Below are 19968 nucleotides of genomic sequence, written 5' to 3'. Positions count from 1 at the left end.
ACGTGACCGAATCACCGGACCGGGCCGCGGACGTCCTGCTCTCCGACGGCACGACCGTCCACTTGCGACCGATCCGGCCCGACGACGCCGACCGGATCCTCGCCCTGCACTCACGGTTCTCCGAGCGGACCCGGTATCTGCGGTACTTCTCGGCGTACCCGCGGATCCCGCAGCGCGACCTGGACCGGTTCGTCACCGTCGACCACCACGACCGGGAGGCGTTCGTCATCGAGCACGCCGGCGAGCTCATCGCCGTGGGCCGCTACGAACGCCTCGGCGCCGGCTCGCACCAGGCGGAGGTCGCGTTCGTGGTCGAGGACGCGCACCAGGGCCGAGGCATCGGCTCCGTCCTCATCGAGCACCTGGTCGCGGCCGCGTCGCAGGAGGGCATCACCGAGTTCGAGGCCGACGTCCTGCCGGTCAACCAGGCGATGCTGCGCGTCTTCATGGCCGCCGGGTTCCAGATCGAGCGCAAGTTCTCCGACGGCGTGGTGCACCTGTGGTTCCCGATCGCGGCGACCCCCGACTCGATGCGCGTCCAGCGGTCCCGCGAGCAGCAGGCCGAGGCGCGCTCGATCGGCCGGCTGCTCAACCCGCGGGGCGTCGCGGTCTATGGCGCCCGCGCCGACGGCACCGGCATCGGCGCCGCCATCCTCGCGCACCTCAAGGCGGCCGGCCCGGCCGGACCACTCATCCCGGTGCACCCGTCGGCCGCAAGCATCGGCGGGCTGCCGGCGGTGGCCGCACTGGCCAGCACCACGCACCCTGTTGATCTGGCGGTGGTCGCGGTACCGGCCGACGCCGTCCTCTCCGTCGCCGAGGACTGTGCCGCCGCGGGCGTGCACGGCCTCGTGGTCGTGTCCGCCGGGTTCGCCGAGGCCGGACCGGAAGGCGCCGAGGCGCAGGCGACGCTGCTGCGCACGGTCCGCAGCCACGGCATGCGCCTGGTCGGTCCCAACTGCCTCGGCATCGCCAACACCGATCCCGGGGTCCACCTCAACGCGACCCTCGCGCCGCTGCTGCCGCGCCGGGGCCGGGTCGGCTTCTTCAGCCAGTCCGCCGCGCTCGGCACGGCCCTGCTCGCCGAGGCCGACCGGCGCGGGCTGGGCCTGTCGACGTTCGTCTCCGCCGGCAACCGCGCCGACGTGTCCGGCAACGACGCCCTCCAGTACTGGCGCGACGACCCGCACACCGACGCCGTCCTGCTCTACCTGGAGACGTTCGGCAACCCGCGCAAGTTCGCCCGCATCGCCCGCGAGCTGGCCCGGCGCAAGCCGGTCGCGGCGGTCGCGAGCCCGGTGCGCGCCACCGGTCTTGCCGCTCTTTCCACCGGCCCGGATGCCCGTGGCGTCGCTGCCCTCTTCGCCAGCTCCGGCGTGATCCGCGTCGACACCGTCGCCGAACTCTTCGACGTCGGCCTGCTCATCGCCGGGCAGCCCCTGCCGACCGGGGACCGCATCGCGGTCGTCACCAACGCCGCCGCCCTCGGCGTCCTCACCGTCGCGAAGGCACCGGCCGCCGGGCTCCGGGTCGCCTCCGTCCGCGACCTCGGCCCGGAGGTCAGCGACGCCGACTTCGTCCGTGCCGTCCAGGAGGCCCTCGCCGACGACACCGTCGACGCGGTCCTCGCCGCCTACGCCCCCGCACTCGCGGTCTCCGGCGAGTTCGGCGTCGCGGAGCTGCTGCGCACCTCGGCCGTCGAGTCCGCGCGCCCCCTCGCCGTCGTCCTGCCCGCGGACCCGTCGTTCACCGTCGCCCCGGCCTACACGGAGGGCGACCCGACCGCGCTGCCGACGTACCCGGCGATCGAGGAGGCGGTGCGGGCCCTGGGGCGGGTCGCCCGCTACGCCGCCTGGCGCCGCGAACCGGTCGGCACCGTCCCGACGTATCCGGCTGTCGCGGCCGACCTGACCGGCGACGTCGACGGACTGCTCGCCGCCTACGGCGTCCCCGTCGTCCCGTCGCGCCGCACCTCGGGCCCCGACGTCGTGACGGTCGCCGCCGCGCTCGGCCTGCCCGTCGCGTTGAAGGTCGCCACGAAACCGTGGCGGCACCGCATCGACCTCGGCGCGGTCCGGCTCAACCTCACGTCGCCGGCGCTGGTGAGCGAGGCGTACCAGGAGCTGGAACGGCTCTTCGGCCTCGGCGTGGAGGTCCTCGTCCAGCCGATGGTGGCCCCCGGGGTCGCCTGCGTGGTCGAGGTCGTCGACGACCCGGCGTTCGGCCCGGTCGTCGGTTTCGGCCTCGGCGGCGAGGCGGCCGACCTGCTCGGCGACCGCGCCTGGCGCCCGGTCCCGCTCACCGACCGCGACGCGGCCGCCCTGGTCCGCGCCCCACGCGCGGCGCCGCTGCTGACCGGGTACCGGGGTTCCGCCCCGGTCGACCTGGACGCCCTCGCCGATCTGCTGCTGCGCGTCGGCCGCCTGGTGGACGACCAGCCGACGCTGTCGTCGCTGTCACTGAACCCGATCCTGGCCCGCCCCGAGGGCCTGGCCGTCCTGCACGCCACGGCCGACTTCACCACCCCACTGCCCCGCCCCGACAGCGGCCCCCGCCGCCTGTTCTGACACCGCCCCATACCGCTCCGCCGGCCCCGCCCGCTGGACGACTCCGATCACGAGCGGGGGATCGAAGGCCCGACCTGGACAGGTCAGGGGCGGGAAACAGCGAACGCCTTGATCGACAGGGACGCCTGGCTGTCGCCGCAGCCAAAGGTTCCTGTCGATCAAGGCGTAGTAGGTAGAACGACGGTGGCCGGCCACGGGATGGGCGCGTACGCGCCATCCCAGTCACGCGGCACGCGGACTGTGCGAGCGCAGCGAGCATTGGGGGTCCGGGGTGAGAATCCCCCGGCGGGACCCGCCGCGAAGCGGTGGGGCGGTGAGCCCATGGCGAAGCCACAGGCGGGTAACAGCGGGTCCGGGGTGAGAATCCCCCGGCGGGACCCGCCGCGAAGCGGTGGGGCGGTGAGCCTATGGCGAAGCCACAGGCGGGTACCAGCGGGTCCGGGGTGAGAATCCCCCGGCGGAACCCGCCGCGAAGCGGTGGGGCAGCGAGCTTTCGCGCAGCGACAGGCGGGTGACAGCAATCTCAGCTGGCGTAGGCCTCGAGGCGCTTGGCGCGGGAGGGGTGGCGCAGCTTGAGCAGGGTCACCTTCTCGATCTGGCGGATGCGCTCCCGCGACAGCCCGAACTCGCGGCCGACCTCGTCGAGGGTGCGCTGCCGGCCGTCGTCGAGGCCGAAGCGGAGCCGGATCACGGCCTGCTCGCGCTGGGAGAGCGTGGAGAGCACGATCTCGACCTCGGACTTCAGCATGCCCTGCGACACGCTGTCGGCGGGCTCCTCGCGGGGGTCGATGCGGGCGACGAAGTCGCCGAGGGCGCTCTCGCCGTCCTCGCCGACGGCCTGGTCGAGGCTGACCGGCTCGCGGTCGTACGAGATCAGCTCGATGACCTGGTACTCCTCGATGCCGAGGGCGGCGGCGACCTCGGCCACGACCGGCTCGCGGCCGAGGGTGGCCGACAGGTCGCGGCGGACCCGGACCATGCGGTTGACCTGCTCGACCATGTGCACCGGGATGCGGATGGTGCGGGCCTGGTCGGCCATGGCGCGGGTGATGGCCTGCCGGATCCACCAGGTCGCGTAGGTGGAGAACTTGTAGCCCTTGGTGTAGTCGAACTTCTCGACGGCGCGGATGAGACCGAGGTTGCCCTCCTGGATGAGGTCCAGGAACGCCATGCCACGGCCGGTGTACCGCTTGGCGATGCTGACCACCAGGCGCAGGTTGGCCTCCAGCAGGTGGGCCTTCGCGGCGCGGCCCTCGCGGACCACGACCTCGTAGGTGTTCATCCACGCGGGGTGGACGTTGCCCGTGCTGAGCTTCTCCTCCGCGTAGAGCCCGGCCTCGATCCGCTTGGAGAGGTCGACCTCCTGCTCGGCGGTGAGCAGCTTGGTCCGTCCGATGGTGTTGAGGTAAGCGCGAACGAGGTCCGCTGAGACGCCCGTGTTGTCGATCTGCGGCTCGTGCTGCTCGTCAGCGTCGGCATCGACGTCGACTGCGTTGAACTCCGTGGTGTCACTCAGCGGCTGGGCCACTTCGCTCGCCTCCCGTGTGCCTTGACAAGTGGCGCGATCATTCCTACGGGAAGAAGCTTCGCCCAGCGGGCGTGAAGTGGCGGTGAGGCGGCCGAGCCGTGGCACGAATCCGTGAGTCTCAGATTTCGAGCATCACCGTGTGAGGTCCGACGTTCACGCTCTCGACCAGCATGTGGGTCCGGAACCGCCCGGTTTCAACCACTGCGCCCCGGTCTCGCAGGTGCTGACAAAACGCGGCGATGAGCGGTTCGGCGACCTCGGGGCGGGCGGCGGCGATCCAGGTGGGGCGGCGGCCCTTGCGCGCGTCGCCGTACAACGTGAACTGCGAGACGACGAGCAGCGGCGCACCAACCTCGAAGGCCGATTGCTCGCCGGGCAGGATGCGCAGTTCGTGCACCTTGCGGGCAAGTGTCTGCGCCGTCGCAACCGTGTCCGTGTGGGTGACGCCGACGAGGACCAGCAGGCCGGACCCGATCGACCCGACCACGGTGTCGGCAACGGTGACCGACGCGCGGCTCACCGTCTGCACGAGGGCTCTCACGAGGCGGGCAGGAGGATGCCGCGCTCCACGAGGTGGGCGACGAGCGGGACGGCGACGTCGGCGAGCACGGCGGCCGGCACCTCGTGCGCGGCGGCCAGGATGTCGACCTGATCGCGCAGGGTCACGGTGCCGTCGCTGGCGCCGACGAGGGTGAGGGCGACCGGGTCGACCTCCTCGTTCCACCGCAGGCCGTCGGGCAGGCTCAGGACCTGCTGGCCGACCTCCCAGCCGTCGGGACCCTGGGTCGCCTCCTGCCGCAGGCGCAGACCGGGAGCGGCGGTGAAGCGGGCATCCAGCAGCGAGGCGTGCCGCAGGAAGTCCTGCCGGGCGAACCAGTCGCCGATCAGCGGTCCGAACGACCCGTCGACCGTCTGCCGCAGGTCCTCGATGCGCACCGTCGGGTCGTCGTGGCCGCCGGCGCGCAGGGTGATCAGGCCGAAGCCGACCGCGTCGACCTTCTGCGCGTCGAACCAGTCCAGCCAGGCCGCGGCCATCGCCGACATGTTCAAAGGGTCCTCGGCCGCGTCGGAGAGCCACAGGTTGACGTACGCGACCGGGTCGGAGACCTCACGCTGGATCACCCACGCGTCGAGGCCGGTGCCGGCCAGCCAGTCCGCGACCCGGTCCTCCCACTGCTCGCCGGTCACGTGCAGCCAGTTGGCCAGGAACTGCATGTGCCCGCCGTCGGTGAGCAGCCCCGGCGCGGCGGCCACGAGCTCGGCGCAGACCGCGTCGCCGGGGCGGCCGGAGTCGCGGTACGTGTGCTCGGTCGTCCCCGGCCCGGCCACGAACGGCGGGTTGCTCACGACGAGGTCGAAGCGCCGCCCCGCGACGGGTGCGGTCAGGTCGCCGTGCAGCAGCTCCCAGTCGAGGCCGTTGAGTGCGGCGGTCGTCGCGGCGAACCGCAGCGCGCGGGGGAGCAGGTCGGTCGCGGTGACCTTGGCCGCGTGCGTCGACAGGTGCAGCGACTGCACGCCGCAGCCGGTGCCGAGGTCCAGCGCCGTGGCCACGGGGTGGCGCAGGGTGGCGGCGGCGAGGGTGGTGGAGGCGCCGCCGATGCCGAGCACGTGGTCGCCGGGCAGGGGTTGCCCGGGGCGCATGCCGGCGGACAGGTCTGCCACGACCCACCAGTCGCCGTACGGCTCCAGCTCGACCGCGGCGCGCACGCCGTCTCCATCAGCCGACAAAAGCGGCAAAGCAGCCTCTAGGCCAAGCGGAGACAGTGCCGCCGCAACGGCGGAGAGGGACTCCGTCTGGCCGCACACGAACAGCCGCACCAGCGTCGACAGCCGGCCCGGCTGCTCGGCGGTGCGCTTGAGCGCGGCGCGGAAATCGTTGCGGGCCAGGGCGGCCGTCGCAGGCTCACCCAGCAGATCCTTGATGCCCTGGGAGGTGTACCGGGCGGAGGTCAGCGCCTCGCGGAGCCGGGCGAGACCGTCGGCGTCGAGCAGTGCGTCCACCCTGACATCCTGCTACGTCAACGTTGGTCGATCCCTAAACAGGCCACGACGCGGGTCGCGTCGGCGGTCAGGAAGAGCTGGAAATGCGTCGGCGGGTCCTCGACCTTCGCCTCGCCGATGCGCAGCGGCCGGTCCCCGGAGGTCCGCAGCTCGGCGATCGCGTCGTCGCCGCCGAGCATCGGGGTGCCGATCTTCGCCATGTGCTGGGCCCGCCGCGAGTAGCTGCGGGCCAGTTGGTCGGCCGGCACGGTGTCGTCCCACACGACGTAGTCCGCGCCGGCCTGGATCGCGTCCTTGCAGGCCACGAACGCTTCCCCCGGCGCCTCGTCGAGGAGCCGGAGCAGTACTTCACGCTCCATGACCTATGTGACCATAAAACGGGACTTTTGGTTAGTCCCTCTGCGGCACGACTAGCAGTTCTTGAGTTTCTTGACCACGTCGGCCGGCACCTGCGAGCGGCAGACGCCGTCGGTGCCGCCGGCGAGGGCCAGCCACTGCTTCTTGGTGGTGTCGTACTGGAACAGCACGGTCGCCTTGTCCATCGCCTCCGGCTGGGTCACCGCCGTCGCCCAGTTGTCGGCGCAGCTGATGTCGGCGAGGCCCTTGCCGATGTCGACCGCGTTGGACACCTCGAGGTTCGCCACGAACGCCTTCTCCAGGGTCGCCGCGTCGACCGGGCACCCCGCCTGCGGGCTCGCGCCCGGCTTCGTCGGCGCCGGGCCGGTCTGCGGCGGCAGGGACTCCTGCGTGGTGGGTGCCGCGGCGGCGCCGGTGTTGCCCGGCGCGTCGTCTGAGCAGCCGGTCAGGCCGCCGGTCAGTGCGAGGGCCGCGGTGGCGGCGACGCACCCGAGAAGTCGCTTCATCACACGCGGAATCCTCAGCCCCCGCAAGGCCTGAGACAACCCTCTATCTCTGCAGGAACAGCCCTAGGGCTTCGACGACGAGCGCGTGGTCGTCGGCCTGCGGCAGCCCGGACACGGTGACGACCCCGACGACGCCGACGTCCACGACCCGGATCGGGAACGCGCCGCCGTGCGTGGCGAAGTCGGCCGGGTCCACCCCGTAGGCCGCGTCCATCGCCTGGCCCTTCGCCGCCATCCGCCGGCCGACCAGGAACGACGACGCGTTGAGCCGCTCCACGACCCGGATCTTGCGCTCGATCCACCGGTCGTTGTCGGGCGCGGTGCCCGGCAGCGCGGCGTGGAACAGCTGATGGCCGTGCCGGCGGATGTCGATCGTGATCGGCAGGTCGCGCTCCTTGCCCAGCCGCACCAGCAGCGACCCCAGCGTCCATGCGTCGTCGTTGTCGAACCGCGTGAACCGCAGCCGCTCCTCCTGCGCCACCAGCTCGGCGATCAGGTCTTCCACGCGGGGACTCCTTTGATTTTCGTTTTCGCCAGGGTACGACCAGAGCCGCAAGCCGGGCGCAAGCGCCTCCCAAGTCACCCGCCGCACGATCGGGGTATGAGAACTTCGACGTGCAGCCTGTACATCGCCGCCGACCCGGCCCGGGTGTGGCGGGCGATCACCGACCCCGGCTTCACCCGGCGCTTCTACCTCGGCCTCGCGGTCGAGTCGCAGTGGATCCCGGGCGCGCCGATCGTCTACCGGGCCGCGGCCGGACCGGTCCCCGACGTCCTGCACGGCGACATCGTGCACGTCGAGGAGGGGAGGCTGCTGGTGCACAACCTGTACACCGGCATCGGCGTCGAACAAGAAGTGCACTGCTGGCTGACCTGGCTGATCACGGTCGTCGAGCCGGGCGTGTGCCGGGTCGCGCTCACGTGCGACGACGTGGAACGCGACCCGGACGAGGAGCGCGACGAGGCATGGTCGCGGGTCCTGAGCGGCCTCAAGTCGGTGCTCGAGGCCGATCGGTTCACGCCAGGTTCGTGAACGTCGCGGTGACCTGGCCGGCCGCGTCGAGCGCCTCGAGGCGGCCGTGGGCCAGGCTGGCGCTGCGGAACGAGAACGTGCGCACCCCCGGCTCGGCCTCCAGCAGCGGGATGCCGCGCGCCGCCCCGCCGGGCGCCGAGGTGTAGCGCAGCCGCGCCACCTCGGCCCCCACCACGCCGTTGACCCTGACCTTCGTCTTCTCCCGCCGGATGGCGAACGTGACCGGCTGCCCCGCCACCGGTGTGCCGGTGAAGTAGAAGTAGCGCGGGTTGGTGAGGTCGTCGGCGGAGTACGCCTTGAACGTCGGGTCGGCGCCGGCCGGCAGCGGGGTGAGCGCGAGGACGGCGAGCCCGGCCGCCAAGCCGACCGCGACCCGGCGGGCGACGCGGAACCGGGCCGTGCGGAACTGCACCGCGGCGACCCCACCGAACCCGGCGACGCAGACCGCGACGAGCCCCAGCGACCGGGCGTTCTCCAGCATGAACTGCCACCCGGGGTACACCGCGACCCCGCGCAGCGCGACACCCAGCGACACCGTCATCACGACCAGCAGCGCCACCCCGGCCACCCGCCGCCACGCGCCCTCGGCCGCGACCAGCAGCATCGCCGCGAGCACCGTCCACACCTGGTGATGCGTCCACGACACCGGCGACGCCGCCACCGTGGCGCAGCCGACGAGCACCGCGGCCCGCACCGGCTCGCCGTGCAGGTGCAGCTGCCGGGCCCGCAGCAGCGCGGCGCCGCAGATCGCGGCGATCAGCGCGGCCCAGACGACCGGCAGCGTCCCGGGGTCGAGCCCGACCCGCAGCAGCATCCCGTGCACGGACTGGTTGCCCAGCGAGGCGAGATCGCCGATCCGGGAGGTCTGGAAGATGGTGCCGCCCCAGTACCGCACGCTGGCGCCGGGCATGAACACCGCCGCGATCCCGGCACAGGCGACGAACGCCGCCCCGGCCCGCGCGGCGTCCTTGTACCGGCGCGCGACCAGGAAGTACACGACGAACAGCAACGGGGTGAGCTTGATGGCGGCGGCGACCCCGACGAGGATGCCGCGGAACCGGGCCGGGATCACCTGCCCCGCGTCGACCAGCGCCAGCAGCACGATGAAGATGCTCACCTGCCCGAACCGCAGGTTGCTCTGCACCGGCGCCGACACCAGCAGCGCCGACGCGACCACGGCGACCAGCACCCTGGCCCCGACGGGCGTGCGGAACCACGGGGTCGGGGCGTCCGCGGGCTGATGGTCCAGCGGGCTGCCGGAGCGGCGGGTCACGGTGCGGGCGATCGCGATCACCGCGACGCACGTCATCGCCAGCCACAGCAGGCCGAGGGTCGCCTCGGGCAGCAGGCTCAGCGGCCGGAACAGCACCATCGCGAACGGCGGATACGTGAACGGCCCGCCGTTCTCGGCGACGTAGTCGTAGAGCGGCCCGTCGAACTTCGCCGCCCCGTAGTAGATGTGCAGGTCCGACAGCCGCTGCGCGTCAGGCCGCCGCAACACCAGCGCCGCCGACACCGCGGCGATCCCCCCGAACGCGGCCCACGCCGCCACCACTCTGCGCTCGAACATCGCACCAGGCTATGGCTCCCGATCAAGCCGGAAACCCCGTCGGCCGCACCTGCCGTCGAACCGTTGCCCGTGGACCCGGCACCGCCCCCGAACCCGGACGCCGCCGGGTATCCGCAGCTTGAGTGGTGTGCCGCCGCCGTCCTCGGACGCCGCCGCAACGACGGCCCGCGACGCCGACCGGTCCTGCACCCGTCCGGTTCCCGACCTCAGCGCTATCCGATCCAGGTCTCTGTCGTGAACTGCGAGACCCACCGCTCGACCGCGTCGAGCGTGGCCGGGAGCGCGACGCCGAGGGACTGGCCGGTGAGGCGCTGCCGTGAGATCGCCCGGACGTACTCGGGCATGACGAAGCTCGGCTCGGTGCGCAGCCCGGCCTCGCGTCCGATGGGGATGTGGTGGCGGAGCCGGCGGTTGGTCGAGGTGATCGGTGCTACGACCGCCATCTCGATCGGCCAGGAGTTGTAGCCCGAGGGCGAGAGCACGAGCACCGGTCGGCGCCCGCCCTGCTCACGTCCTACGGCCGGGTCCAGGTCGGCAACCACCACGTCGCCGCGACGGATCACGGGTTGTACTCCGGGAACTCGGCCCGGGCGTTGCCGAGGCCGTCGCCGGACGTCGAGTCCCACAGCCGCCCTTCGGCGAGATACTCCGCGAAGCCGTCCGGGTCCTCTCTGACGAATCGTTCGTAGTCGAGGGTCGCCTGGCGCATGTCCTCCTCGCGCGTAAGGCGCCGCGCTGTCTCCTCGAGGAGGGCGAACATGGTCATGTTTCGACTCGCGGCGACGGCCGCGAAGGCGTCCCTCGCTTCCGTCGACACGCTGACCGTAGTCTTTGCCATAGTCAACACTATAGCGCTCCCCATGCGTAGGGCTACATGGCCCCAGATGCTACGCATCGGATCGGTCCTGGTCAACTTCGGTTGGGGAGGTCTCGCAGGCGTCTGCGGAGCAGGGAACGCTCGGGGTCGGTGCCGGCCAGGGCGATCGCCTCCTGGTAGGCGGTCGCGGCCTCCGCCGTGCGGCCGAGGCGGGCGAGGAGGTCCGCGCGGGCGGCCGGCAGCGGGTGATACCCGCGCAGCCTCGGCTCCTCGGTCAGCTCGTCGAGCAGCGCCAGGCCCGCCGCCGGTCCGTCGCGCATGGCGACCGCCGCGGCGCGGTTCAGGGCGACGACCGGGGACGGGGTCAGGGCGAGCAGGACGTCGTACAGGGCGACCACCTGCGGCCAGTCGGTCGTCGTCACGTCCGCGGCCTCGTCGTGCAGGGCGGCGATCGCGGCCTGCACGCCGAACGGGCCGGGCGCGCCGTCGGTCAGCGCCGCCACGACCAGCGTGAGCCCCTCCTCGATCATCGGGCGGTCCCACCGGGCCCGGTCCTGCTCGTCGAGCAGGCGGATCTCGCCGTCGCGGAAGCGGGCGTCGCGGCGGGCGTGGGTCAGCAGCATCAGGGCGAGCAGGCCGGTGACCTCACGCTCGGCGGGCAGCAGCCGGCGCAGGATCCGGGTCAGCCGGATCGCTTCGGCGGCGAGGTCGTCGCGTTGTGCGGCGTACCCCTCCGTGAAGATCGAGTTGAGCACCTGCAGCACACCGGGAAGGCGGGTCGGCAGCTCCTGTGGATCGGGCACGCGGAACGGGATCCGGGCCTCACGGATCTTCTGCTTGGCTCGCACGATGCGCTTGGCCATCGTGGCCGTCGGCACCAGGAACGCGCGGGCGACCTCGGGGGTGCTGAGCCCGGCGAGGCACCGCAGGGTGAGGGCGCCCCGGTCCTCGGCCGCCAGGGCCGGATGGGCGCAGGTGAAGAAGAGCTGGAGCCGCTCGTCGGGCAGCTCGGGAGGCGAGGCCTCCGGGAGGCGGGCGGCGTCGATCTGCAGGATGGCGAGCTTCGCCGCATACGCCTGGTCTCGCCGCAGCCGGTCGACCGCCTTGCGGCGGGCGGTGGTCATCAGCCAGCCGCCCGGGTTGGGCGGCACGCCGTCGAGGGGCCAGCGCACCAGCGCCGCCTCGATCGCCTCCGACGCGACCTCCTCGGCGAGGTCGAGGTCGCCGAAGCGGCGCGCGAGCGCGGCGAGGAGGCGGCCGTGCTCCTCCCGGAACACGGCCTCGATCTCCTGCACGATCGGCCCCGGCCTCAGCCGAAGTCCGCGATCGGGCGCACCACGACCGAACCGCCGCCGCGGGCACCGGGGCACCTGGCGGCCCAGTCGAGGGCGACGTCGAGATCCGGCACGTCGATGACGAGGAAGCCGCCGAGCACCTCGCGGGTCTCGGCGAACGCGCCGTCGGTCACGGTCCGCTCGCCGGTGGGGGAGACCCGCACGGTCGTGGCGGTCACCAGGTCCGCGAGGGACTGCCCGGTGACGAAGATCCCGGCCGCCTTGACCTCCTTGTCGTAGACCTGCCAGTCCTCGAACGTGTCCGGGCACGCCTCGCTGTCGTCAGCGGCGCTGTTGATCAGCAGCATGTACTTCATGGTCGGCTCCTTCTGCTCGGTTGCCTGGCATGACCACGAACGGCGCGGGCCCCGATGGACACGGCGGCGTCAGGAATTTTCCGGCGGCCCGGTCGCGGCGCGGCGTCACATGGAACGCGGCCGGTCTGGGCGCCGCCGAGCAGGTAGAAGATACCGTGCAGGTGCTGCCGGTCTGGCCGGTCGACAGGTATCCGGTCGAGTGCCGCCGGGCGACCTGGTCCGCTTCGCCGGCCACCGCCCGGAGGTTTCCTTCCGTGGCCGAGCTGCAGAGACGAAATTTCGCAACGGCGAGATCAGTCTTCGAATGAATCCGCCTGGTTCGCGAATCCAGGGCTCGTCACGCGGTGATCAAGGCGGGCCCCGGCGACGGCGCGGCACCTGGTGGTGACGCGTCGCGGGACCGGCTCGGGCGAGCCGGTCCGGCGCGTCGTGGTGTGTTGTCAGCGGCAGGGCAGGGCGCGGTACAGGTCGATCGAGACCGCGGCGAGCCAGGTCCAGATGACGATGACGGCGGCGACGAAGCCGAGGGTCAGGGCCGGTGCGCTGTTGCCGGAGGCGATGCCGGCGAATCCGACGAGGAACAGTGCGCCGGAGGTCCGGGAGTACATCGCCCAGCCCGTGCGGCCGTCGCGGGCGAAGCGGCGGGCGACGACGAAGCACGCGGCGATGATGCACAGGAACCCGATGCCGCCGGCGGTGAGGTGGCCGAGGCCGTGCCAGCTGACGGTGCCGGGGCCTTCGGGGGTGCCGGTGGGGAAGCCCATCGCCGGGTCGGCGCGCAGGATGCCGGCGGCGATCATGCCGGCGCCGTAGACGCCGGTGAGGCGGCCCGCCCACGGGTTGGCGGGCCGGGCGCGGTGCAGGCCGACCGCGGCGGCGATCACCATCAGGCCGGTGAGGATGAAGTTGGTGATCTGGATCCAGCCGTGTTCGCCGTTGGCCAGCAGGCTCCAGGCGTGCCGGGTCAGGTCGAAGCCGTCTCGGGTCAGCGCCTGGGCGAGGCTGACCGTGACGTAGAACGGGCCGGCGAGGACGCCGTAGCCGAGCAGCGACCTGGTGACCCGGTTGGCCCGGATGTGCGCCGGGACGGCGGTGGCGGTGGCGGTGGCGGTGGCGGGGATCGTCGTGGTGGTCATGACTGGAGTCCTTCCTCGTGGGTGGCCTTGCACCACTGCCTCGAACGACCGCCCCCGGATCCGACATCGCGCCCGATGTGACCCACGTCACATGGCGGGTCCAGCGGTCACGGGGCTGGTGACGGTCTTCCCACTCGAACACTGCTCCGAGAGGACCCGGGCGCGCAGTTGTGCGTCGTTGGTCTCCAGGAGCTCTTCGGCGGAGGCTGCCACCGCGCGATTGCCGCAGCCGCCGATGCCGCAAACAGTTTCGTCCGGCCGGTGTGGCCTCGTCGACTCCGCCGGGAGCGGTGCGGGAGGATGTCGCCATGGCCATCACGCTGCCGATTCCCGCCGAGGCGAACGAGTACCTCACCCGCAGCCCCCTCGCGCTGCTCATCGGGATGACGTTGGACCAGCAGATCCCGCTCGAGAAGGCGTTCTCCTCGCCGTGGGTGCTGGGGCAGCGGCTCGGGCACGAGCCCACGGCACAGGAGATCGCCGAGTTCGACCCCGACGCGTTGGTGGAGATCTTCGCTACGCCGCCCGCGTTGCACCGGTTTCCGAAGGCGATGGCGGCGCGGGTGCAGGAGGTGTGCCTGGTGATCGTCGACCGGTATGACGGTGACACGGCGGCGCTGTGGGCCGGGGCCGGGTCGGGGGCGGAGCTGCTGCGGCGGGTGCAGGCGCTGCCTGGGTTCGGCAAGCAGAAGGCGCAGATCCTCGTCGCGTTGCTGGGCAAGCAGTACGGGGTGCAGCCCGACGGCTGGCGGGAGGCCGCGGGCGGATACGGCGAGGTCGGCTCCCACCGGTCCGTCGCGGACATCGTCGACGATGCGTCGCTGGGCAAGGTCCGCGAGTACAAGAAGCAGATGAAGGCGGCGGCGAAAGCGCCGAAGGCCTGAACGGGCGTGGATCGGGCGGAACTGGAGCGGCAGCTTGCGCGGCACGTGGCGGCGGGCGACACCGCCGCACGGGACGCCGTCGCGCACGTCCTGGCCACGACCTACGGTGCGGCGGCGCTGCCGGCCCTGCTGCGGGCGAGCGTGGACGACCGCAACGACGACGGCGAATCGCTGCAGCTCACCGTGCTCGAGCTCGTCGAAGCCTGGCCTGAGGAGGCGCTGGCGCAGGTGCTGGCGTGCGTCGTGGCGCCCGACCCGGGGCTGCGCCGGGTCGGGGTGTGGGGGCTGAGCGTCATCGACTGGAGCCGGCGCGACGAGCTGATCCCGCTGGCCGTCGACGCCGCGTCCGACCCGGATCCGCGGGTGCGCGCCGCGGCGGTGGCTGCGCTCAGCTCCATCTTCGGTGCGGACGACCCTCGCGCCAGGGCCGTGATGACGGCCGGTGTCCATGATCCCGACCCCGACGTCAGGTGCGCCGCCGTGCAGGGCCTCTATCCGTGGCGCGACGAGGTGGCCACCGGCCTGCTGGTCGCCGCCGCGGGCGACGCCGACCACGCGGTGCGGTACTGGACCGCGTGGGCGCTGAGCCGGCGGCCGGGTGGGGAGGCCGCGCTGGAGCGGCTCGCCGCGGACGGCGACGCGGAGGTCGGCGCCGCGGCGCGTGAAGTCATGGCACTCGATCAGCGTGCGTCAGGTGCGTGGGGACACCAGGGGTCGTAGGGTGCCTACGTGCTGAAGGGTTTCAAGGATTTCATCTCGCGCGGCAATGTCATCGAGCTTGCCGTCGCCGTCGTCATCGGTGCCGCGTTCAACGACGTGGTCAAGTCGTTCACGGACGGCTTCCTCCAACCATTGATCAAGCTGACCGGCGGCATCGGGGTCGGTGACAAGAACCAGGGGCTGAAGATCGGCCAGCAGTACCTGGCCTGGCCCGCGTTCCTGAACTCGGTGATCGGGTTCCTGCTCACCGCGGCCACCGTCTACTTCCTCGTCGTGCTGCCGATGAACAAGCTCGCCGAGCGGCGCAAGCGGGGCATCGAGCCGGAGCCGACCGCGCCGGCCGAGGACATCCGGCTGCTGACCGAGATCCGGGACCTGCTGGCGACGGGCACGGTCAACCGGCCGACCGAGCCGGGCGGCGGCGCGCACTCGGCGCCGGTGAAGCCGTCGGACACCTGATCCACGCAACGTGGCAGACTCGGTGGTGATGGGACGCAGAGCGAAACCGCAGCTGATCACCACCGCCGAGCGCTCGCCCGAAGAGGAACTTCGATCCCGCGAGCGGCGCTATGTGGCGATGATGCTGCTGCGTGGCCTCTGCGTGATCGTGGCGGCGGTCCTGGTGACGGCAAAGGTGCCGCTGCTCTGGCTGTGGCTGAGCCTGCTGCTCGCTGGCGCGCTGGTGCTGCCGTGGGCGGCGGTGCTGCTCGCCAACGACAAGGGGCCGCGACCCGAGCACCGGTTCCGCAACAAGTTCAAGGGCAGGCAGGAGCAGTCGCATCCGGACCCCTCGCACGCCCTGACCGACCGCGAGCACGCCAAGCCGAAGGTCATCGACCTCTAGGGCGTCCGCCGACCTGCGCCACCGCGAGGGCGCCGAGGCGGGCGCCGTTGGACAGCGCGTCCGCCGGGGAGGCGCCGGACAGCCACGCCGCCAGGAAACCCGCGGCGAACGCGTCACCGGCGCCCGTCGGGTCGACCACCCGCGCGACCGGCACCGCCGGCACGTGCACCGGCGGCTCGGCCGGGCCGGCCCAGGTCGCTCCGCCGGCACCCGACTTGACGACGACCGCGCCCGCCCGGTCCAGCAGCGCCGCCGCCAGGTCCGCCGCGGAGCCGGTGGGGCCGGCGAGCACCCTCGCCTCGTCAAGATTTGCGAACAGCAGATCCACATTTGGTACCGATGACCAAAACGCCGGCCCGAGCCGCTCCAGCGGTGCCGCCGACGCCGCGTCCAGGCTGGTCGTGAGGCCCCGCTCGTGCGCGGCGAGCAGGGCGTGCCGGCCGGCGGGCGCGCAGTCCGGGTCGAACAGGACATACGCGGACAGGTGCAGGTGCCGCCCGTCCGGGGTGGCGTCGAGGGCGCGGTCGACGTCGGTGGGGGAGAGCAGCTGGTTGGCGCCGCGGTCGGTGAACATGGTCCGCTCCGCGTCGGACGCGAGGACCACCACCGTGCCGGTCGCCACCCCCGGCACCCGCCGGACCGTCGTCGTGACACCGGCCGCGACCAGCTCGGCGAGGCGGGCCGTGCCGGGCTCGTCGTCGCCCGCGACCCCGGCGAACGTCACCGGATGCCCGACCGAGCCGAGCCACGCCGCGGTGTTCGCCGCCGACCCGCCGCCACCGGCGCGGACCGACGCGAGGGTGTCGGAGCCGATCGCCAGCGGCCCCTCGTGGACCGTCACGATGTCGGTGACCACATCACCGACGACGATCACCGTCACAGTGCGGCGGCGATGCGTGCGGCCAGGTCGGCGTTGCGCAGGATGATCCGCACGTTGACGTCCAGGCTGCGGCCCTCGGTCGCGGCGTGGAAGTGCGACAGCAGATAGGGGGTGACGTCCTTGCCGGACACGTTGTCCCGCTCCAGCCCGGCCAGCCCCTCGCCGAGGACCCGGTCGTGCAGGGCCGGATCGAGCTGCTCGTCCACCGGCAGCGGGTTTGCCACGATCAGCGCGCCGTTGTGTACGCCCTGAGCGCGCGCCGCACGCACGACCGCCGCAGCGGCTGCCGGGTCGTCGACGGACCAGTCGAGGTCGAACCCCGCGTCGCTGAGGTAGAACCCGGGGAAGCGGCGGGTGCCGTACCCGACGACGCTGACGCCCAGCGTCTCCAGCCGCTCCAGGGTGGCGCCGACGTCGAGGATCGACTTCACGCCGGCGCACACGACGGTGATCGGCAGCCGGGACAGGGCCGTGAGGTCCGCCGACTCGTCGAACGTGGTGCCGGCGCCGCGGTGCACCCCGCCGAGCCCGCCGGTGGCGAAGACGGCGATGCCGGCCGCGACCGCGATCGCCGAGGTCGCCGCCACGGTGGTCGCGCCGTCGGCGCGGGACGCGGCGGCCGGGGCCAGGTCGCGGACGGAGAGCTTCACCACGTCGTCGCTGCCGGCCAGGTGGTGGATCTCCTCGTCGGACAGGCCCACCACGATCTCGCCGCCGATCATGCCGATCGTCGCCGGGACGGCACCCGCGGCGCGGACCGTCGCCTCGATCTCCTTCGCGACGGTCAGGTTCGACGGCCGGGGCAGCCCGTGCGAGATGATGGTGCTCTCCAGCGCGACGACCGGCGCGCCGGACGCCAGGGCGGCCGTGAACTCGGCACCGAAGCGGATGGCATGGTTGATCACCTGGCAACGATAACCCCGGCCGCCGTGCGGCATCCTGGCCGTCGGCCTGGCAGACTGGGACCCGTGACAACCACTCCCGAGACTCCCGGCAGCGGCTTCGGCTCGACGCTCACCGACCAGCGCACGGAAGAGCAGACCGACTACCGGTACGACGCCGGCGACCACGAGAAGTTCTCGCACTACGCCCCGAAGGACAAGATCATGCAGGCCATGATCGAGGGGACGCCGGTGCAGGCGCTCTGCGGCAAGCTGTGGGTCCCGTCGCGCGACCCGAAGCGGTTCCCGGTATGTCCGGTCTGCAAGGACATCTACGAGAACGTCGTGCAGAACGACGACCCGTCCTGACGGCCGCCGTCCCGCTGTCGTAGTGACGTTCGGCGCGGATCGGCGCTCTGCCGCCCCGCGCCCGCTAGGCTGAGCAACGCCTTCGCGGTCCACCGACCCGGAGGCGTTTCCGTGTGGGTTTCTCAGGGGGGTGCCGCATGCCGCCGCGTCCGGTGGTGCAGTCAGGACAGACACTCCGGGTGTGGCAGCGCAAGGCACTGATGGAGTATCTGCGCGGCAAACGGGAGGATTTCCTCACCGTCGCCACGCCCGGCGCCGGCAAGACGACGTTCGCGCTGCGGATCGCCCTTGAGCTGTTCGGCGACGGCACGATCGACAACCTCACCGTCGTCACGCCGACCGAACACCTGAAGAAGCAGTGGGCCGACGCCGCCGCCCGGGTCGGGATCGATCTCGACCCCGGATTCCGCAACGCCGACGTGCACGCGGCCTCGGACTTCCACGGCACGGTAGTGACGTATGCGCAGGTCGGCGTGGCTCCCGCCGTACACAAGCGGCGAACACTCACCAGAAAGACCCTGGTCGTCCTCGACGAGATCCATCATGCCGGCGACTCGAAGTCCTGGGGCGACGGCGTCAAGGCCGCGTTCGAACCCGCCGTGCGGCGCCTGATGCTGACCGGCACCCCGTTCCGGTCCGACGACAACCCCATCCCGTTCGTCCAGTACGAGCGCGGCGCCGACGGCATGGCCCGGTCCCGCTCCGACACCACGTACGGCTACGCCGAAGCCCTCGCCGACGGCGTCGTGCGGCCGGTCATCTTCCTCGCGTACTCCGGCGAGACCCGCTGGCGCACCTCCGCCGGCGACGAACTGGCCGCCCGCCTCGGCGAGCCGATGACCCAGGACCTCATCTCGCAGGCCTGGCGCACCGCGCTGGACCCGACCGGCGACTGGATGCAGCAGGTCCTGCGCGCCGCCGACGCCCGCCTGCAGGTCCTGCGCTCCGGCGGCATGCCCGACGCCGGCGGTCTCGTCATCGCCAGCGACCAGACCGCGGCCAGGGCGTATGCGAAGGTCCTCAGCGACATCACCGGCGAGAAGGCCGTCGTCGTCCTGTCCGACGACCAGGGCTCCTCGGGCCGCATCGCCACCTTCTCCGCGTCCAACGACCGCTGGATGGTCGCCGTCCGCATGGTGTCCGAGGGCGTCGACATCCCGCGCCTGGCCGTCGGCGTGTACGCCACCAGCGCCTCCACCCCCCTCTTCTTCGCCCAGGCGATCGGCCGGTTCGTGCGGGCCCGCGGCACCAACGAGACCGCCACCGTCTTCGTGCCGAGCGTGCCGCACCTGCTGGAGCTCGCCGCCGAGCTGGAGGCCCAGCGCAACCACGTCCTCGGCGCGCCGAAGACGAAGGAGGGCTTCGAGGACGACCTCCTGGAGCGGGCGCAACGCGAGGAGAAGGCCGGCGACGAGCTGCTCAAGGGCTTCGAGGCGCTCTCCGCGACCGCCGAGCTGGACCAGGTCATCTTCGACGGCGCGACGTTCGGCCTGCCGGCGCAGACGGGCACGCCCGAGGAGGAGGAGTACCTGGGCCTGCCCGGCCTCCTCACCGCCGACCAGGTGTCCGCGCTGCTCTCCAAGCGCCAGGCGGAGCAGGTCGCGGCCGAGAAACGCCGGGCGCCGGCCGCCGCCGCGACCCTTGCCCCGGAGCAGCCCAAGACGGCAGGGGAGCGCCGCATCGTCCTGCGACGCCAGCTGAACACCCTGGTAGCAGCACACCACCACCGGACGAACCTGCCCCACGGCAAGATCCACGCGGAGCTGCGGCGGCTGTGCGGCGGCCCGCCGAGCGCGCAGGCGACGATCGAGCAGCTCGAGGAGCGGATCGCCACCATCCAGACGATGTGACGGTCCCCGCCCGGTCCGCTTTTTCTCGATCGTTGCCCCGGCTCATCACGGTGGCGTGGTGAGTGAGCACTCCGGCCGGTGACGCAGGTGCCGGATGTTCTGCGCCGGTGACCATGCGTGCGGTGCGAAGCGGGCATTTGGGGCGGGTCCGTGCTCGGTCCGCGTCGGGTCCGGAGTCGCGTTCGGTCCGTGGTCGGTCGCGTCCGGTCCGTGGTCGGGTTTGCGCGGGCTGGTCGGCGTTTCGCCGTCGTTCGGTGTCGCTCGGCGGGTCCTGGCCGGGTGGACGATCTTGCATCCGGGATCGAAGTCGTCTTGCGGCTGCTCGGGCGACCAGCTCGCGACTTTGATCACGGATGTTGTGCCGAGGGTGGCAA

At 72.3% G+C, this 19968-nt stretch carries 22 protein-coding genes; 8 read left to right on the top strand and 14 right to left on the bottom strand.

All coding sequences use genetic code 11. The features are described from left to right. Window positions 1–2: 2 nt before the first annotated feature. The gene (locus ACFPIJ_RS01970; protein WP_380112809.1) at window positions 3–2567 is read left to right on the top strand and encodes a bifunctional acetate--CoA ligase family protein/GNAT family N-acetyltransferase; all 2565 of its coding nucleotides are present in this window, start codon (window positions 3–5) and stop codon (window positions 2565–2567) included. 523 nt (window positions 2568–3090) lie between these two features. On the opposite strand, the gene sigB is transcribed toward ACFPIJ_RS01970, so the two are convergent. The 6 genes from sigB to ACFPIJ_RS01940 form a co-directional block, all read right to left on the bottom strand. Then, complete coding sequence (gene sigB, locus ACFPIJ_RS01965; protein ID WP_275423351.1) at window positions 3091–4095, bottom strand: RNA polymerase sigma factor SigB; 1005 nt, start codon at window positions 4093–4095, stop codon at window positions 3091–3093. Between the two features lie 118 nt (window positions 4096–4213). After that, on the bottom strand, window positions 4214–4636 hold the full coding sequence (gene dtd / locus ACFPIJ_RS01960; protein WP_380112808.1) for a D-aminoacyl-tRNA deacylase: 423 nt from the start codon (window positions 4634–4636) through the stop codon (window positions 4214–4216). Then, window positions 4633–6096 carry a DUF7782 domain-containing protein gene (locus ACFPIJ_RS01955; protein WP_380112807.1) on the bottom strand — a complete coding sequence of 488 codons (1464 nt, stop codon included), beginning with the start codon at window positions 6094–6096 and terminating at the stop codon, window positions 4633–4635. The genes dtd and ACFPIJ_RS01955 overlap by 4 nt, the downstream gene beginning before the upstream one ends. A gap of 17 nt (window positions 6097–6113) precedes the next feature. Next, on the bottom strand, window positions 6114–6455 hold the full coding sequence (locus ACFPIJ_RS01950) for a hypothetical protein (RefSeq protein WP_380112806.1): 342 nt from the start codon (window positions 6453–6455) through the stop codon (window positions 6114–6116). A gap of 51 nt (window positions 6456–6506) precedes the next feature. Continuing rightward, window positions 6507–6962: a hypothetical protein gene (locus tag ACFPIJ_RS01945; RefSeq protein WP_380112805.1), complete on the bottom strand. Its 456-nt coding sequence runs from the start codon at window positions 6960–6962 to the stop codon at window positions 6507–6509. Between the two features lie 40 nt (window positions 6963–7002). Beyond that, a complete protein-coding gene (locus tag ACFPIJ_RS01940; RefSeq protein ID WP_380112804.1) occupies window positions 7003–7464 on the bottom strand; it encodes a heme-degrading domain-containing protein in 462 nt (153 codons plus the stop codon). A 96-nt stretch (window positions 7465–7560) separates the two neighbouring features. On the opposite strand from ACFPIJ_RS01940, the gene ACFPIJ_RS01935 reads away from it, so the two are divergent. Beyond that, window positions 7561–7992 carry an SRPBCC domain-containing protein gene (locus ACFPIJ_RS01935; protein WP_380112803.1) on the top strand — a complete coding sequence of 144 codons (432 nt, stop codon included), beginning with the start codon at window positions 7561–7563 and terminating at the stop codon, window positions 7990–7992. Here ACFPIJ_RS01935 and ACFPIJ_RS01930 read toward each other — a convergent pair. The 6 genes from ACFPIJ_RS01930 to ACFPIJ_RS01905 all read right to left on the bottom strand — a co-directional run bounded on the left by ACFPIJ_RS01930 (window position 7976) and on the right by ACFPIJ_RS01905 (window position 13166). Next, window positions 7976–9562: a glycosyltransferase 87 family protein gene (locus ACFPIJ_RS01930; RefSeq protein WP_380112802.1), complete on the bottom strand. Its 1587-nt coding sequence runs from the start codon at window positions 9560–9562 to the stop codon at window positions 7976–7978. The genes ACFPIJ_RS01935 and ACFPIJ_RS01930 overlap by 17 nt on opposite strands. A 212-nt stretch (window positions 9563–9774) precedes the next feature. Next, window positions 9775–10125, bottom strand: a complete 351-nt coding sequence (locus ACFPIJ_RS01925) for a type II toxin-antitoxin system PemK/MazF family toxin (RefSeq protein ID WP_380112801.1) — start codon at window positions 10123–10125, stop codon at window positions 9775–9777. Continuing rightward, entirely contained in the window at window positions 10122–10400 is a 279-nt protein-coding gene (locus ACFPIJ_RS01920; RefSeq protein WP_380112800.1) for a hypothetical protein, read from the bottom strand. The genes ACFPIJ_RS01925 and ACFPIJ_RS01920 overlap by 4 nt, the downstream gene beginning before the upstream one ends. Window positions 10401–10471: 71 nt before the next feature. Further along, on the bottom strand, window positions 10472–11665 hold the full coding sequence (locus ACFPIJ_RS01915) for an RNA polymerase sigma factor (protein ID WP_380113057.1): 1194 nt from the start codon (window positions 11663–11665) through the stop codon (window positions 10472–10474). A gap of 23 nt (window positions 11666–11688) precedes the next feature. Then, on the bottom strand, window positions 11689–12030 hold the full coding sequence (locus ACFPIJ_RS01910) for a YciI family protein (RefSeq protein ID WP_380112799.1): 342 nt from the start codon (window positions 12028–12030) through the stop codon (window positions 11689–11691). A 440-nt stretch (window positions 12031–12470) separates the two neighbouring features. Next, window positions 12471–13166, bottom strand: coding sequence for a DUF998 domain-containing protein (locus ACFPIJ_RS01905; protein ID WP_380112798.1), 696 nt, complete (start codon window positions 13164–13166; stop codon window positions 12471–12473). A 308-nt stretch (window positions 13167–13474) separates the two neighbouring features. On the opposite strand from ACFPIJ_RS01905, the gene ACFPIJ_RS01900 reads away from it, so the two are divergent. Genes ACFPIJ_RS01900 through ACFPIJ_RS01885 form a run of 4 tightly spaced genes read left to right on the top strand, consistent with a single transcriptional unit; the run spans window position 13475 to window position 15614 of the window. Beyond that, complete coding sequence (locus ACFPIJ_RS01900; protein ID WP_380112797.1) at window positions 13475–14050, top strand: HhH-GPD-type base excision DNA repair protein; 576 nt, start codon at window positions 13475–13477, stop codon at window positions 14048–14050. A gap of 6 nt (window positions 14051–14056) precedes the next feature. Further along, entirely contained in the window at window positions 14057–14770 is a 714-nt protein-coding gene (locus ACFPIJ_RS01895; RefSeq protein ID WP_380112796.1) for a HEAT repeat domain-containing protein, read from the top strand. Window positions 14771–14779: 9 nt separating this feature from the next. Further along, entirely contained in the window at window positions 14780–15229 is a 450-nt protein-coding gene (mscL, locus tag ACFPIJ_RS01890) for a large conductance mechanosensitive channel protein MscL (RefSeq protein ID WP_380112795.1), read from the top strand. Window positions 15230–15257: 28 nt separating this feature from the next. Next, window positions 15258–15614 (top strand): DUF3099 domain-containing protein, encoded by a 357-nt coding sequence (locus tag ACFPIJ_RS01885; RefSeq protein WP_380112793.1) that lies wholly within the window; start codon window positions 15258–15260, stop codon window positions 15612–15614. On the opposite strand, the gene ACFPIJ_RS01880 is transcribed toward ACFPIJ_RS01885, so the two are convergent. After that, window positions 15601–16494, bottom strand: coding sequence for a carbohydrate kinase family protein (locus ACFPIJ_RS01880; RefSeq protein WP_380112792.1), 894 nt, complete (start codon window positions 16492–16494; stop codon window positions 15601–15603). The two genes, ACFPIJ_RS01885 and ACFPIJ_RS01880, sit on opposite strands and share 14 nt — an antisense overlap. Continuing rightward, on the bottom strand, window positions 16491–17399 hold the full coding sequence (locus tag ACFPIJ_RS01875) for a pseudouridine-5'-phosphate glycosidase (protein ID WP_380112791.1): 909 nt from the start codon (window positions 17397–17399) through the stop codon (window positions 16491–16493). The genes ACFPIJ_RS01880 and ACFPIJ_RS01875 overlap by 4 nt, the downstream gene beginning before the upstream one ends. Before the next feature lie 63 nt (window positions 17400–17462). On the opposite strand from ACFPIJ_RS01875, the gene ACFPIJ_RS01870 reads away from it, so the two are divergent. Both ACFPIJ_RS01870 and ACFPIJ_RS01865 read left to right on the top strand, forming a co-directional pair. Beyond that, window positions 17463–17744 (top strand): DUF3039 domain-containing protein, encoded by a 282-nt coding sequence (locus ACFPIJ_RS01870; protein WP_203846063.1) that lies wholly within the window; start codon window positions 17463–17465, stop codon window positions 17742–17744. 137 nt (window positions 17745–17881) lie between these two features. Further along, on the top strand, window positions 17882–19594 hold the full coding sequence (locus tag ACFPIJ_RS01865; RefSeq protein WP_380112790.1) for a DEAD/DEAH box helicase: 1713 nt from the start codon (window positions 17882–17884) through the stop codon (window positions 19592–19594). Window positions 19595–19968: the final 374 nt, after the last annotated feature.

It is taken from the genome of Dactylosporangium cerinum (assembly GCF_042653625.1).
In the GTDB taxonomy this organism is placed as follows: Bacteria; Actinomycetota; Actinomycetes; order Mycobacteriales; family Micromonosporaceae; genus Dactylosporangium; species Dactylosporangium cerinum.
The sequence above is the reverse complement of the archived record's forward strand: the minus strand, read 5'-3'. Positions and strand labels throughout refer to the sequence as shown.

Coding starts and splice junctions, on each gene's coding strand:
- ACFPIJ_RS01950 (WP_380112806.1), bottom strand. CDS start 6,455: ATGGAGCGTGAAGTACTGCTCCGGCTCCTCGACGAGGCGCCGGGGGAA.
- ACFPIJ_RS01935 (WP_380112803.1), top strand. CDS start 7,561: ATGAGAACTTCGACGTGCAGCCTGTACATCGCCGCCGACCCGGCCCGG.
- ACFPIJ_RS01930 (WP_380112802.1), bottom strand. CDS start 9,562: ATGTTCGAGCGCAGAGTGGTGGCGGCGTGGGCCGCGTTCGGGGGGATC.
- ACFPIJ_RS01920 (WP_380112800.1), bottom strand. CDS start 10,400: ATGGCAAAGACTACGGTCAGCGTGTCGACGGAAGCGAGGGACGCCTTC.
- ACFPIJ_RS01910 (WP_380112799.1), bottom strand. CDS start 12,030: ATGAAGTACATGCTGCTGATCAACAGCGCCGCTGACGACAGCGAGGCG.
- ACFPIJ_RS01905 (WP_380112798.1), bottom strand. CDS start 13,166: ATGACCACCACGACGATCCCCGCCACCGCCACCGCCACCGCCACCGCC.
- ACFPIJ_RS01900 (WP_380112797.1), top strand. CDS start 13,475: ATGGCCATCACGCTGCCGATTCCCGCCGAGGCGAACGAGTACCTCACC.
- ACFPIJ_RS01885 (WP_380112793.1), top strand. CDS start 15,258: ATGGGACGCAGAGCGAAACCGCAGCTGATCACCACCGCCGAGCGCTCG.
- ACFPIJ_RS01865 (WP_380112790.1), top strand. CDS start 17,882: ATGCCGCCGCGTCCGGTGGTGCAGTCAGGACAGACACTCCGGGTGTGG.